We start from the raw sequence: 15,088 nt of genomic DNA, 5'->3' as shown, positions 1-15,088 counted from the left end.
ATTACAAATTTAATATAAAAATAATTCTACTTTAAAATCATACTTTTTGTTTTATTAATCGTCAATATAACAATACCTAGAACACTTATTAATTTTTATAAAAAACAATATAAACTTGATTGTTTACTTTTAAAGTTTTTTTTGATAAAGATTTAAGATAACCATAATTATTAACCTGATTTTCAGGAATTATGTATGCAGCTGAACCAGACATTATCTGAGACGGAATTGAAGATTGATATCTTTTTTCTAGTTCATTAATCTTATACGGACTTTGATGTTTAATACATTCTAAAAATTCGATGTTATTACTTGGACGATCTGAATTATAAAGAGGAAAGCCATAATAAGTCTTTACGTGTAAATTATCCAGTTCTCTAACAAAATTTTTTGAACTGTTAAAATCAATAATATAGCTTGGAATTTGATTTGCGTTTATCTCTGCGTCTGTATAACTTTCAAAAAAATAATGTGCAAAATTTACACTTACAAGAAAAATCATAATTAAAATTATAGATTTTAACATTTTCTTTCCTGTCGCTTCAAATACTTTCCCAAGTCCTATTCCAGCCCATACATATAAAGTGATTAAAACTACAGACCAATGGGTAAAGTTGGCTTGAACAAAAAGTACTAATGGCAATAATGAAATAGAGACAATGTATAAAAATTTTACAATCGCATTCTTTTTCTCTCTGATCACCCTTCCCGCACCATAAACGGCTAATAAAAACATTAGGAAGTAAATTAAAGCATAACCCGGAATACTTGTATATATCCACGAATCATCTCCTGTAATTAATTGTCCAATTCCTGATGCTAAATTTGATATAACAGAATTTATAATATTTCCATTAAAAGAAATCAAAGAGCCATTTCTTGTTTGAGATAAAGATACTACTGTAAACCATAAAAATTTAAAAGGTTTTACTCCCATAAATTGAACCAAAATATAACAAAAAACTGGGATTAGCAATAACACACTTATAAATACAGAATAATAGATATCTTTTTTATTGAACATTCCATATTTACAAAAGAACCAAAGTATCCCCACAAAAAGAAAAGGTAGTGAAATCCAAATACCAACATAACAATAAGACATTAAATCAATTAATATAATTGTGACATATCCATATATTTTGTTTTTAGTAAATGATAAAAGTGCAAATCCAATCATAAAAATAAACATTGGAACAATAATATTACAATCCATTGCCCAATGACCGTATATTAATAACCATTCAGCAGTAGAGAAGCTTACTGTTATACCTGTAATTATCTTAGGACTAACTTTACTTTTATAAAGAACAAATACCAAAAAAATCACACTTAGCACAGTTAAAAATGCCATTGGAAAACGATACGCTGCCAAATTCATTCCAAACAGTTTCATAAATGGTACTGCAAGCCATTCATAAAAAATTGACTGTCCTCCGGCCGATATCGAATAAATGGGATTATGTAGCAAATTGCTATCGACACCAAAATGCGCCAATGACCAACTATTATAAAAATTAAAGGCTTCGTCTCCAAACAGTCCCGGAACTTTACCTAACCCTTCCAATTCAAAAAAGATAAGAAAGGTCAGTATCCCCCCCATTATGAATTTTTGCCAAATTCTAAAATATCTTTTTGATTTAACTAAAAAGATTAATATTAATCCTAATAGAAATAATATAGCAAGTGTACTCAAAATTCTCAATTTGCCCTACTCCTCCAAATAAAAATTGCCAAAAGAAACAAACTACATTTTAACATAATTTATTTTATCTTTAATAAGCTTAATAAATAAAAAAATTTCACCATCATATTTTCCATGATGACGAAATCTATTTGACCTAATAGTAATATTTAAAATTTATCTGAATAGTCATCTTCTTCAATCGTAAATCTTGGTCGGCCTTTTACCTCAGAGTAAATCTTACCAATGTATTCTCCAATCACACTGATACATATCATCTGAACCCCACCAAGAACCCAGATTGAAATCATCATTGATGACCATCCAGCAACAACATGCCCGAAACAACGTTGAATAAAAGTATAAATCATTAAAATGATTCCAATAAAAACAACGCCGATTCCTAATCCCATGATCAATTTAATGGGGACTGTTGAAAATGATGTAATTCCATCTAATGCAAACTTGATCATTTTCTTTAACGGATATTTTGATTCACCGGCGAAACGTTCTTTCCGTGCATAATAAACCTTAGCTGATGGGAACCCAACCATTGGCACCATTCCACGAAGGAACAAGTTCCGTTCTTTGAATTGAAGCAATGTTTCAACTGCTCGCTTACTCATTAACCGATAGTCTGCTGAATTCGGAACCATATTGACCCCTAACTTCTTCATCAAATCATAAAATGCAAGCGCCGTCTTCCGTTTGAATGGTGTATCGGTATCACGATTATTCCGCACGCCATAGACAATATCCTTTCCTTCATGGTACTTCTGAACCATCTTCGGAATTGCATTGATATCGTCCTGAAGATCAGCATCAATTGTAATCATCATATCTGAATAATTAACCGCTGTTGTTAACCCGGCAACAAGGGCATTTTGGTGACCAAAGTTCCGGCTGAACTTGATTCCAGTAATATAATCATGTTGTTCTTCAAACTTTTGAATTAAACTCCATGTTTTATCCTTACTACCATCATCAACAAACAAAATTTTACTGTTATCAGCAACTTTTCGTTCAGCAATCATACTTTCAAGAACACCACCAAGTTCTTTAACGGTTTCCGGCAGTACTTCCTCTTCGTTGTAACATGGAACAACGATTGTTAGCATTTTTTCTTCTTTCATTACTTGACCTTTCAATCCAGTAACTATTGTACAGGAAAAGATTGTGAAATTTTATTTCAAAAATAATTTTTCTTCATATTCATTAAAAAAAGCAACTTCTCTGTACAGCGAAATTGCTTAGACATTAGTATTAGTTAACTCAGGTTAATTGTAAAAAAATTTTGATTAAACGTCAAATACTTCTCGTTGGATTATCATTGATTTTTCATAAACTATCAAAAAAAGATGAAACACCTTTCAGTGTTCCACCCTCTCACAGCTATTTACTTCTGCTGAATTTGCTAAAAATAAATGAAATCACATTAAAAATCAAAATTCTGACATAATCGATCAACGAACAAATAATGAAAATCAACGGACATACAATCACCGCTGTAATCAAATAATGTTTTACATTTGGAACCAATAAAGCTGGCATTTTGAGCCACTTCAGCCAAATCATTTGTTCCATGATTGGGTTATCGTGAATCAGATAAACGCCAAACGTGGTTGCCGCAATTGTATTGATCAATCGATTGTGACCGAGATGCATATTTTTGAAAAGCAAAATGATCCCGGTTGCCATTAAAACGATTGACGGACTAAATTGCCCTGCAATGTTGATGAAGCTATTGTGATAGAACTGTTGATTATGCGTCGTTGCTCCCATGTAATCATAGTAGAAGATCACGACTGCCATCAAAGCCGCCCCAGCAATTGTCAAGAATGTTCCTAAAAGGCATTCGTGTTTCGTCCCGTAAAGTCGGATATAACCACCAATAAGATAGTACAGAATAAAGACTACCAGCTGACCATACCAGCCATAACTTCCAAAGTTTGGAATAAGCGTTGGAACCAGCGTAAACGTGATGGCAATAATGATAATCAGATTACGGTATTGCTGCCGGGTAATGTTATGTAATGCAACGTTGATGTACGGGTAAACTAAGTATAAAAGAATATACTCACTTACGAACCAGCAACTGTTATAGAAAAGCGGTAAGAACGTTTGTTGAAGAACAATCGTACTCTTCGGATTTACCCACTTAAAGTGCACGGCAACAAAGTAAATGATGATCGAGTAAAGGTAAACTTGAACGATCAACATCAAAATCTTTTTGAAAGACTTCTTGCCATTGATCGAAGAATTTACTAAGAAATAACCTGAAATCATTACGAAAATTCCAACGGCAACCTTTCCGAGCGTTGCGACCATTTGCCCCGTAAATGTCGTTAACCAAACCTTAGTAGCAACTGGCGTCCAGCCACCAATACTTGTATTGTTATTCAACAATCCATGAACAACCGAATGGTGGAAGATAATGAAAAGCATTGCGATAATTCTCAATAATTCAAAGTTCGAATTTCTCTCTTTCGTTGATCTCACAATTACACCTCTAACTATTTATGTATCAGTTCTTAATTTAATGAAAGATTGACTAAAGGTCAAATATTTTTAATAATTCTAACCCCATCAAAAAAGTGGAACACAGCATGCGCTCCACCTTACAATCATTAATTTGATATTTTTATTTTATTCTTAATTCTTCATAAATCAAGCTTGATTTAAATTTTTTATGGATATTTAAGGTTTTATGGAATCACCACTTTCTCTTTATTGCATGGCGATTTTTTTCAGGATCTTTAGAGGTTAAAATGCTGCTAATCCAATCTTTAACCTTATCTGGCAAATCTTCCCAAATAAAATCAACCAGAACAATATAGCTCATCCATAAATCTAAAACCAATTCAATCAACTCGAATCCCCACTCAATTAACTGATTCAAAGCCGTACTTTGATTTTTACTATACATTCCGCTGCTTATATGAGAATACGATGAATGGGAACCATGCCAATCCTGAGGAATCAAATAGTTAAATGTATCCTTCAACCTTGATCCAAAAGACTGAGTTTCACCACCGTCACTTGTTACCGAATCGTCGCCATCATCAAAATCATCATGGCCAGCTCCACCATCGTCATCATGAAATACGATGTGATCCCCGCCAAAGTCTCCTCCACCATCATCATGAAAGCCTTTTGCCAAAGCAACCCTTGGCGTTAAAATCGTCAACAAAATAATTCCAATTACAATCCACTTATTCCTTTTCAATCACTTGGTCTCCTTTAAAATCTCCCTAGATTTTTACATAACATAATAAGAGTATCAATTACAAATATAAAATTCAATGTTCAAAAATAACCTGCAACATTGGTGTTACAGGCTAATTTATTGTGCCTTTATTCATCTGCTAATCGCCTCAATGCATTATACACAGACTTATTTTTCAAAACCGCTTCAGTTGCTTCCTTTACTCGTTCATCATGATTACCAATTTTTGTGATATTCATATCATCTAGGTGAATAATCGAATCAATATTTTTTATTTCTATTCTTTTCATACTATCATCCTATTTTTGGTGTCACTCATACACTCAGTAAATTTTATTTTTACATCAATAAACGAAAAAGCCTCATATCAAGATATTTCTACCACTATGCGCAGGGCTCTTAGTAATCATATATTATTTTGATTGGCACAGAAAATCAATATCTAGAATTAATTGTGCAATAAAAAATAGGATACCAATATGGCATCCTACCAAGTTTTAAATGGCGTACTTAACATACGCTTAATATTTCTATCACGAAAAAATTTGCGCAGTGTAGCCTACCTACCTGCATTAATATTATTACCTACTATTTATTTTCAAGTCAATAAAAAAAGCTATCAACGTGTAGCCGACTGCAAATAAACATGCAGCTTACGTCTCCTATCTCCGCTTTGCGGAATGCGCGGTTACACACGAATTACTAATAGCTTACAGGTATATTACATTATTATATTCTAAATTGTCAACCAATTAACTTTGCTTTATACATATAACCAATTACCATCGTAGGAAAATGATAAGTGCCCGTTATTTAAAAAATAGGCAATCTCGTTACAATAACGAAATTGCCTAAGCGAACCTCCCATTCTAAAGCCGCAGCTCTTACTGAAGGTATTGATCTCTGATTTTTATACTAACATCTAAGTTTCATTCTGTAAAAAACAAAAGCCTATGAACGCTAAATTCATAGACTTTACTTTCTATTTAAAACATATTATCAAACAAACTCAACTGATTTTCATCTGGCAAATCATCCAAAACGTGTTGTTCGTTCATAAATTCAATGATCGATTGGGAAACCTTTCCGCGCTTAGCTAAGTCTTCCTTTGAGAGGAAGGCTTTTTCTTCCCGCGCGGCAATGATCTGTTTAGCAACGTTCAATCCTAAGCCTGGAATGGCTGAGAACGGAGCCAGCAAGGTCTTTCCGTCTTCCATGATCAACCAGTCAGAAGCATCTGACTTATTGATGTCGACCATCTTGAACTTGAAGCCGCGTTCGAGCATTTCGTTCGCAATTTCAAGTACCGTCAACAGGTTCTTTTCCTTGGTTGAGGCATCCATTCCCTTGTCGTTGATTTCCTTCATCGCATTCTTAACAGCTTCTTTTCCATGAGCCATTGCAACCAGATCAAAGTCATCCGCCCGCACAGAGAAGTACGCAGCGTAGTAGATGATTGGGAAATAAACCTTAAAGTATGCGATCCGCAACGCCATCAAAACGTAGGCTGCTGCGTGGGCCTTCGGGAACATGTACTTGATCTTCAAGCATGAACCAATGTACCAGTCAGGCACATCGGCTTCGCGCATTTCCTTTTGCCAATCATCCGGAATCCCGCGCCCTTTCCGCACGTGTTCCATGATCTGGAATGACGTTTCTGAATTTACGCCAAAGTGAATCAGATCCATCATGATATCATCACGACATCCGATAATTTCACTCATCTTCGCCGTGCCGTTTTCAATCAATTCTTCGGCGTTGCCTAACCAAACATCCGTCCCGTGGGAAAGCCCTGAAATCTTCAGCAATTCCGCAAAGGTTGCGGGATGCGTCTTTTCAAGCATTCCCCGAACAAACCGCGTTCCGAATTCAGGAACCCCTAACGTTCCGGTCTTCGATTGAATTTGTTCCGGCGTAACACCTAAAACATCCGTTCCGGAGAACAGGGACATCACGCCGGGATCATCAGTTGGAATCGACTTCGGATCAATTCCGGAAAGATCTTGCAGCATCCGAATCATCGTCGGATCATCATGCCCCAGAATATCAAGTTTCAAAATGTTATCGTGAATCGAGTGGAAGTCAAAGTGAGTCGTCCGCCATGGCGCATTCAGATCGTCCGCCGGGTATTGGATCGGTGAAAAATCATAAATTTCCATGTTATCCGGAACAACCAGAATTCCGGCCGGGTGCTGGCCCGTCGTCCGCTTAACGCCAGTTGCGCCCTTTGCTAAGCGGTCAACTTCAGCGCCGCGGAAGGTTTGTTCCGTATCCCGTTCATATGCTTTAACATATCCGTACGCCGTCTTGTCAGCAACCGTCCCAATCGTTCCGGCCCGATATACGTTATTTTCCCCGAACAAAACCTTCGTGTAATTGTGCCCGATTGGCTGATAGTCCCCTGAGAAGTTCAAATCGATATCCGGAACCTTGTTTCCTTTAAATCCAAGGAACGTTTCAAATGGGATCTCTTGGCCGTCCTTGATCAACGGCGTGCCGCATTCAGGACAGTCCTTATCCGGCAAATCGTAGCCCGAACCGTATTCACCCTTTGTGAAGAACTCCGAGTACTTGCATTTTGGACACCGATAGTGCGGCGGCAACGGGTTAACTTCGGTGATCCCGGTCATCGTAGCAACAAAACTTGAACCAACGGATCCCCGGGAACCTACCAAGTACCCGTCTTTGTTTGACTTAAATACCAGTTTTTGGGCAATCAGGTAAATAACCGCAAACCCATTCCCGATAATGGACTTCAATTCCTTATCAAGCCGGGCCTGAACTAATTCCGGCAACGGATCACCGTACCATTCATGCGCTTTGTTCATCGCTAATTCGCGAATTTGGTCATTGGCGCCTGGCATATTTGGCGTATACAATTTATCCTTAACCGGTGAAATCTCATCGCACATTGCTGCAATCTTATTCGGATTGTCGACAACGATTTCTTTGGCCGTGTCTTCGCCTAAGAAATCAAAGGCTTCAAGCATTTCATCCGTTGTGCGGAAATGCGCATCCGGCAACTTGCGTAACCGGTTCAACGGGTTAGCCCCACCTTGCGAGTGGATCAAGATTTTCCGGTAAATTGCATCTTCCTTGTTCATGAAATGCACATCGCCCGTAGCTGCAATCGGAATATTTAATTCATGCGCTAACTTCACCATGTCAGCAATAATTTCTTCAAGGTTGTGTTCATCCTTGACCAGTTCCTGCTCGATCAATGGTGCATAAATGGCTTTCGGTTGAACTTCAAGGTAGTCGTAATACTTGGCTTTTTCCTTCGCAACGCCATACCCTTTTTGCATCATTGCTGTAAAGACTTCACCGTCAGCGCATGCAGAACCAACGAGTAAGCCTTCGCGATATTTATCCAACACTGACCGTGGGATTCGCGCAACACGATAGAAGTACTTCGTCATTCCATCCGACATCAACTTGAAAAGATTCTTCAACCCTGCTTGCGTTTGTGCTAGGATCGTTGCATGGAATGGGTGTTCATGCTTGTAGGCGTCATTTTGGCCCATGTACTGGTTAAATTGGTCATGGAATCGAATATCATACCGTTCTTCCGCGTCTTTCAGCATTGCATAGTAGATATATCCGGTGGCTTCAGCATCGTAAATTGCCCGGTGGTGATGTTCCAGGTTAACATCCAACTTCTTGGCCAAGGTATTTAACCGGAAGCCCTTCATTTCAGGGTACAGGAACCGCGCTAACGGCAACGTATCGATCCACGGTTCGCTGATCAATGGCAAGCCATGCCGTTCGTAGCCGGTATTCATAAAGTCAACGTCAAACGTTGCATTATGCCCGACGATCACACAGCCCTTGCAGAAGTCTTGGAACATTTTAAAGACTTCTTCTTCCGACTTTGATCCCCGAACCATATCATCCGTAATACTTGTTAAATTGATCGTTGTTTCTGAAAGCGGATGGCCCGGATCAATAAACTGTTCAAATTGATCGATGACCGTCCCGTTCTTCATCTTGACGGCCGCCAATTCAATGACCCTGTTATACCGGGCAGACAGCCCCGTTGTTTCGGTATCGAAGACTACATAGGTGGCGTCTTTCAAATTAACGTGCTGCTCGTTGTATGCAATTGGCGTGCCATCTTCAACGATGTCCGCTTCAACGCCGTATAAAATCTTAACGTTGTTCTTTTGCCCCGCCGTGTGCGCTTCAGGGAAGGCTTGCAGGCCACCATGATCAGTAACCGCAATTGCCTTTTGGCCCCACTTAGCAGCTTGCGCCACGTAATCTGAAATACTGTTGGTAGCATCCATTTGACTCATATTGGTGTGCAGGTGCAATTCGACCCGCTTCTGATCTTCCGGCGCAGTATCCTGGCGTTCTTCATGGTGAACTTCCATTATGTCATACGCATTGATCGTCAAATCCCGCATGTAAGTATCTTCTTGAACGCTTCCGCGCGCCTTGATCCACTTTCCCGGTTTCAGGGCGTCAAACAACGCTTCATCATTTTCATCCCGTGAAAACTTCTTGATAACAAATGATGAACTGTAGTCCGTAACTTTCAAAATCAGCAGTTTGCGTTCTGAACGCAGCTGCCGAATTTCACGGTCAAAAATATAACCTTGAACAACCACTGACCGTTCTTCTTCATTGATATCGATCATTTGCCGGACCGGAATGTCATCAGCAATTTTCCGGCCAATTACAACCGGGCCGTCAACTGGAGCGGCCTTTTGCGCAGCTTTCTTGCGCTTTTCATTTTGCTTTTGGATCGCTGCCATTGCTTTTTGCGCTAATTCAGCATCGCTTTTGGCTTTACGTTCCTTAAATTCGTTGATTTTTTCTTGAGATTTGGAATCATCAACGATCGTCGCAAACGTCATCTTCGGGAATCCCAGCCGTTGATATTCCTCTTCAATCGGTCCAAGGGCTTTGGTTGTCAAAAAGTCCTTAATAACCTCGTTTTCCGTAACGATCATTGGTCGTTTATGATCCAGGTATGGCACTTTGCCGCGAAAAACTTCGTGGATCATCGGTGAATGAACTTCACTGTGCGTCACCGCCCATTCCCAGTAATCCGCTAAATTGTGATCCGTAACTTCGGGATCCTCTGTTTCAACAATTAGCCGGGTTGCGGCAATTTCCTTAAAAGCAGCGGCAACATGGTTCGCCAAATCCTGATAGGCATTGAACGGCAAGATATCATTGACCTTTAAATGAAAATCCCACCGGTGCGAATTCACATGAACTTCAACCTGGTCGATGGCTGCATCCTTGAATGCTTCTTGAAATTCCGCATCCGGTTGCCAGTCAACCTGCTCAAGCAACTTTTCAAATAATTCTTGTTTACTAAGTGCCACGCTTTTGGTCCTCCCTCGTATTTATGTGCTTGTTCTATCATAACAAAAATAAGACCGGGACAAAAGAACCCAGTCTTATCTTTCTTCAGTTTTTACCAGTTTGTTACGGCTAAAAAATTAATCGACATTCTTTAATAAAATTGCAAGCGAGTCAACTAATTCATCAACCTTAACTTCAACCGTTTCGCCAGATTTCCGTAATTTGATTTCAACAATGCCGTCATCAGCCTTCTTGCCGACCGTGATCCGCACTGGCAAGCCCATCAAGTCTGAATCAGCAAACTTAACGCCAGCCCGTTCCTTCCGATCATCAAGCAGGACTTGGTAGCCGGCATCTTGCAACAGCTTTTCAATGTCTTCAGCCAATGTCCGTTGCGTTTCGTTCTTCACGTTAACCGGAACAACGTGGATATCAAATGGTGCAATACTGCGCGGCCAAATCATTCCATTATCGTCATGGTTTTGCTCAATGATTGCTGAAAGCAACCGTGAAATTCCGATTCCGTAACATCCCATAATCATTGGAATTGAACGCCCATTAGCATCTAAGACGTTGGCACCCATCTTTTCTGAATAACGGGTTCCTAACTTAAAGATGTGGCCGATTTCGATTCCGCGAGTAAATTTCAACTTGCCTTCGCCGTCCGGAGAAGTGTCGCCTTCACGAACCGTCCGTAAATCAACGAATTGATCGACCTTAAAGTCACGATCAAGGTTAACGTTCAGGTAGTGGTGACCGTCTTCGTTAGCGCCGGCACTGGCATTGACCATGCCTTCAACATCAAGGTCAGCATATACTTTCAAGTTTTCATCGATTCCGACTGGGCCTAATGAACCAAAGCTTGCTCCTAAGTACTTTTGGGCTTCTTCTTCAACGGCTGGCCGTAAGCTGTCAGCCCCTAAGAAACTCTTCAATTTCGTTTCGTTTAATTCGTCGTTTCCGCGCATCAAAATTACGATTGGTTCATCATCAGCGACAAACAACAACGTCTTGATTTCTTCTTGCGGATCAACGCCTAAGAATTCAGCAACTTCGTCAATCGTCTTTGCATTCGGCGTTTCAACCTTCTTCAGTTCTTGCGGCGTTTCGTGTGATTTTTGAACCGTGCGCAAGTTTGTTGCCTTTTCAATGTTAGCGGCGTAATCACTGCTATCAGAGTAAACCACGGTGTCTTCCCCGATTGGAGCAATTGCCATAAATTCGTGGGAATCTTTTCCACCCATTGTTCCTGAATCCGCAATGATTTCCCGGAATGTCAATCCAACACGATTAAAGATGTTCCGGTAAGCATTTCCCATGTCATTGAAGACTTGGTCAAGGCTTTCGCGATCAGCATGGAATGAGTATCCGTCTTTCATAATGAATTCGCGGCCCCGCAATAAACCGAACCGTGGCCGGTTTTCATCGCGGTACTTTGGTTGAATTTGGTATAAAACCAACGGCAATTTCTTATATGATTTCACTGAATCCTTCACAACTTCCGTAAAGGTTTCTTCATGCGTTGGGCCTAAGATAAAGTCGCGGTCATGGCGATCCTTTAGCTTGAACAATGTTTGACCATAGGTGTCGTACCGGCCGGATTGTTGCCATAATTCGGCTGGAATTACAGCCGGCGCAAGCATTTCAACGGCGCCGATCTCATCCATTTCTTCGCGAACAATTGCTTCGATTTTTTGTAAAACGCGGTTCGCTAACGGTAAATATGTATACATCCCGGCTGAAATTTGCTTAATGTAGCCGCCCCGCAGCATCAGTTGGTGACTGACTGCTTCCGCGTCGCTCGGGACTTCCTTCATTGTCGGAATTAACATCCGTGTTTGTTTCATTAATATCCCTCTTCCTTCGAACGATTTATTTTAATTCTAAGTCTACCATAAACTTTTAAAAGAAGTAACGGCGAATATCATTCCAGGTAACCAGAACCATTAAGATCATCAAGAACGCAAAGCCAATCATCGTGATGACGACTTCCTTATTCGGATCCATCGGTTTCTTGCAGATTCCTTCAATGATATTCAGTAAGATTTTTCCACCATCAAGGGCTGGGATTGGTAACAAGTTCATGATTCCCAGGTTGACTGATAACAAGCCCATCAAATTGATAACGGTAATTGCCCCGTGGTGGGCCGCTTGCGCCGTCATCGAATACATTGCGACCGGGCCGCCCAAGTCATTCAGGCTGAACCCGTGAGTGATCATGTGGCCAATTGCACTAAAGACTAACATGGTGATATTCCACGTTTGGGTAAACCCAAATGCAAGGATTGCCCCAATTGAGTGGTCATTCTTAATTTTTTCAGTAATCCCAATTTGGCCGGTCTTTTGACCATTTTGTTTGACTGTCTTGGGTGTTAATCTGATTTCCTTAGTTTGTTTCGCTTGTTTGACTTTTAACGTGGTCTGCTTACCGCCGCGATCACTAAGATCACTTACAAGATCCTGCCAATTCGAAACTTGGTGACCATCGATGGCGACGATTTGGTCCCCCTCCTTTAAACCGGCCTTGGCAGCAACAGAGTCCTTTTGAACCGTTCCAATTACATTTGAATTTGTTGGAATCTGGACGCCGCCTTGAAGCATTGCGACCAGGCCAAAGGCGATAATTGCTAAGATAAAGTTATTAAACGGACCGGCAAAGTTCGTCACGATTCGTTTTGGAACACTGACAGATTGATATTGGACGTCTAACGGTGCAACTTGAATTTCAGTTCCATCTTCTTCTGTGATCATGGCATCGCGTTTAACGTTGAACCGTTTAACCTGACTTTCGTCGCCATTTTCGTAACCTTCGATCCACATTTTCTTTTGCAGATCCCAGTCAGTCACGATCAACGGCAACCCGCCCTTTAACATCTTCTTTTGACTTGTATTGATTTTAGTGACTTGGTCTTGCTTATCAAGCAACAACGTTACCGGCGAACCCTTTTTTAGTGATTCTTCATCATCTTCAAGGCCGGCCATCCGCACGTAACCGCCTAATGGCAACAACCGCCATGTATACGTCGTGCCGTTTTTATGATATGCAAAAAGTTTCGGTCCCATTCCGATTGAAAATTCACGTACCAAAATCCCTGACTTTTTAGCTGCATAAAAGTGACCGAATTCATGAACAAATACCAGCACGCCAAAAACGATCACAAACGCAATAATTGTTACAATCATTGTTTTGGGTTTACCCCCTTCTTTTTAAAATTAAATCAAACCGGCAAAGTGCATTAACGGTAAGACAAATAATAATGAATCAAACCGGTCAAGAATGCCGCCGTGACCTGGAAGAATCTTGCCTGAATCCTTAACGCCATAGTGCCGTTTAAAGGCTGATTCGATCAAATCGCCGAATTGACCTCCAATTGAAAAGACAAGGGTCAAAATAAGCATTAATGCGAAATTGTACTTGAAGTACGGCTTCATAAAGAAGACATATGCGCCGACAATAACAACTGCGGCAAGTGTTCCGCCAATTGAGCCTTCCCAAGTTTTATTTGGGCTAATCTTCGGAGTTAATTTATGCTTTCCGATTTTCCGTCCAATCAAGTATGCGCCACTGTCAGTGGTCCAAACGATCAGTAAAGCATACAAAAGCATCCATAAGCTTTCGGTCCGCGCCTGGATCATAAAGTGGAGGCCGAAGCCGGCATAGACTGCTCCTAATACAAGCGCACCGGCATCGTCAAAGTTGAACATGTTCTTAGAAATCACGCTGAATGCTAACAAGCACAGTAAGAAAACAAAGAACAGATCCATGTAGCTTTCACCCTTTGGCAAAAACTTCAACCATGTCCGCGGAACCAATAAACTGGCAATTGCGAAATAACTAATAAATGCCGCCGGTGAAACAACAAATAACTTCTTCATTGAAACAAATTCGGTCATCGCAACGATTCCCATTGCAACAACTAAAATATTAAATGGTGTTCCGCCGATAATTAAAAGCGGAATAAAAATAATTAAAGCAATAATTGCGGTTGTCACGCGTTGCTTCATTTCGATTTTCCTCCCTTAGTATCCTTTACGCCGCCGAAACGCCGGTCGCGTTGTTGGAATTCATAAATATCATGGACCAGGTCATATGGTTGATATTCTGGCCATAATTTGTCAGTAAAGACTAATTCGCTATATGCAATTTGCCATAACAAAAAGTTTGAAATCCGTTCTTCACCGCTTGTCCGAATCAGCAAATCTGGATCATTGTATGGCGCAACTTCCTCCGTCATCAAGGACTTCGAAATCACATTTTCATTAATCTCATCCACGGCTAAATTACCATTCTGAACCTCGGTGGCGATTTTCTTTACCCCCGTGATGATTTCGGCCCGACTGCCGTAATTCAAGGCAAAGTTCAGCACCATTCCGGTATTTTCCTTCGTTTGTTCGATTGCATCATTAACCGCCTTTTGTGTTTTTGACGGTAAGTATTCCGTGTAGCCCATTACGTTGACCCGGACATTATTTTCAATCAATTCTGGAACAAACGTATCGAAAAATTTAACCGGCAAATCCATTAAAAAGCTAACTTCGCTTTCGGGGCGCTTCCAATTTTCAGTTGAAAAGGCATAAAGCGTCAACACTTTGACCCCTAAATCACTTGCAGCTTTGGTAATATCCTTAACAACTTCCATTCCACGTTTGTGACCGGCAACCCGCGGTAATCCGCGCCGTTGAGCCCACCGACCATTGCCATCCATAATAATGGCAATGTGTTGCGGCATCTTTGCGGGATCTAAATTAACTTTTTCGGTCTCGCCCGCCGTCGTATTCTTAAATAAGTTCTTAAACATTGTTCTTCTCCATTCACTGATGACAATAAAAAAGGGTAAAACCAGCCACTGTCTGTTTTACCC

Annotated in this window: 10 protein-coding genes; all 10 read right to left on the bottom strand. The window is 40.3% G+C overall.

Going from position 1 to position 15,088, the window contains the following annotated elements; genetic code table 11:
- Positions 1–88: 88 nt before the first annotated feature.
- The 10 genes from FC33_RS07405 to FC33_RS07365 all read right to left on the bottom strand — a co-directional run bounded on the left by FC33_RS07405 (position 89) and on the right by FC33_RS07365 (position 15,025).
- A complete protein-coding gene (locus FC33_RS07405; RefSeq protein ID WP_057827954.1) occupies positions 89–1,705 on the bottom strand; it encodes a hypothetical protein in 1,617 nt (538 codons plus the stop codon).
- Positions 1,706–1,854: 149 nt separating this feature from the next.
- Positions 1,855–2,817 (bottom strand): glycosyltransferase family 2 protein, encoded by a 963-nt coding sequence (locus FC33_RS07400; protein WP_057827953.1) that lies wholly within the window; start codon positions 2,815–2,817, stop codon positions 1,855–1,857.
- Positions 2,818–3,076: 259 nt separating this feature from the next.
- The gene (locus FC33_RS07395; RefSeq protein ID WP_057827952.1) at positions 3,077–4,183 is read right to left on the bottom strand and encodes an acyltransferase; all 1,107 of its coding nucleotides are present in this window, start codon (positions 4,181–4,183) and stop codon (positions 3,077–3,079) included.
- 214 nt (positions 4,184–4,397) lie between these two features.
- Positions 4,398–4,910, bottom strand: coding sequence for a hypothetical protein (locus tag FC33_RS07390; protein WP_057827951.1), 513 nt, complete (start codon positions 4,908–4,910; stop codon positions 4,398–4,400).
- 128 nt (positions 4,911–5,038) lie between these two features.
- Positions 5,039–5,200 carry a hypothetical protein gene (locus FC33_RS08335; RefSeq protein ID WP_155519400.1) on the bottom strand — a complete coding sequence of 54 codons (162 nt, stop codon included), beginning with the start codon at positions 5,198–5,200 and terminating at the stop codon, positions 5,039–5,041.
- 696 nt (positions 5,201–5,896) lie between these two features.
- Positions 5,897–10,246 carry a PolC-type DNA polymerase III gene (locus FC33_RS07385; protein ID WP_057827950.1) on the bottom strand — a complete coding sequence of 1,450 codons (4,350 nt, stop codon included), beginning with the start codon at positions 10,244–10,246 and terminating at the stop codon, positions 5,897–5,899.
- 117 nt (positions 10,247–10,363) lie between these two features.
- Positions 10,364–12,073, bottom strand: coding sequence for a proline--tRNA ligase (locus FC33_RS07380; protein WP_057827949.1), 1,710 nt, complete (start codon positions 12,071–12,073; stop codon positions 10,364–10,366).
- A gap of 55 nt (positions 12,074–12,128) precedes the next feature.
- A complete protein-coding gene (gene rseP, locus FC33_RS07375) occupies positions 12,129–13,409 on the bottom strand; it encodes an RIP metalloprotease RseP (RefSeq protein WP_057827948.1) in 1,281 nt (426 codons plus the stop codon).
- A gap of 30 nt (positions 13,410–13,439) precedes the next feature.
- Positions 13,440–14,231, bottom strand: coding sequence for a phosphatidate cytidylyltransferase (locus tag FC33_RS07370; protein WP_057827947.1), 792 nt, complete (start codon positions 14,229–14,231; stop codon positions 13,440–13,442).
- Positions 14,228–15,025, bottom strand: coding sequence for an isoprenyl transferase (locus tag FC33_RS07365; protein ID WP_057827946.1), 798 nt, complete (start codon positions 15,023–15,025; stop codon positions 14,228–14,230). The genes FC33_RS07370 and FC33_RS07365 overlap by 4 nt, the downstream gene beginning before the upstream one ends.
- Positions 15,026–15,088: the final 63 nt, after the last annotated feature.

The sequence above is a fragment of the Ligilactobacillus aviarius subsp. aviarius DSM 20655 genome, from assembly GCF_001436315.1.
Lineage (GTDB): Bacteria > Bacillota > Bacilli > Lactobacillales > Lactobacillaceae > Ligilactobacillus > Ligilactobacillus aviarius.
This window is presented reverse-complemented; position numbering and strand designations above follow the sequence as displayed.

Bases quoted from the DNA above. Each gene is read 5' to 3' on its own strand.
- FC33_RS07400 (WP_057827953.1), bottom strand. From the start codon at position 2,817: ATGAAAGAAGAAAAAATGCTAACAATCGTTGTTCCATGTTACAACGAA.
- FC33_RS08335 (WP_155519400.1), bottom strand. From the start codon at position 5,200: ATGAAAAGAATAGAAATAAAAAATATTGATTCGATTATTCACCTAGAT.
- FC33_RS07380 (WP_057827949.1), bottom strand. From the start codon at position 12,073: ATGAAACAAACACGGATGTTAATTCCGACAATGAAGGAAGTCCCGAGC.
- rseP (WP_057827948.1), bottom strand. From the start codon at position 13,409: ATGATTGTAACAATTATTGCGTTTGTGATCGTTTTTGGCGTGCTGGTA.
- FC33_RS07370 (WP_057827947.1), bottom strand. From the start codon at position 14,231: ATGAAGCAACGCGTGACAACCGCAATTATTGCTTTAATTATTTTTATT.
- FC33_RS07365 (WP_057827946.1), bottom strand. From the start codon at position 15,025: ATGTTTAAGAACTTATTTAAGAATACGACGGCGGGCGAGACCGAAAAA.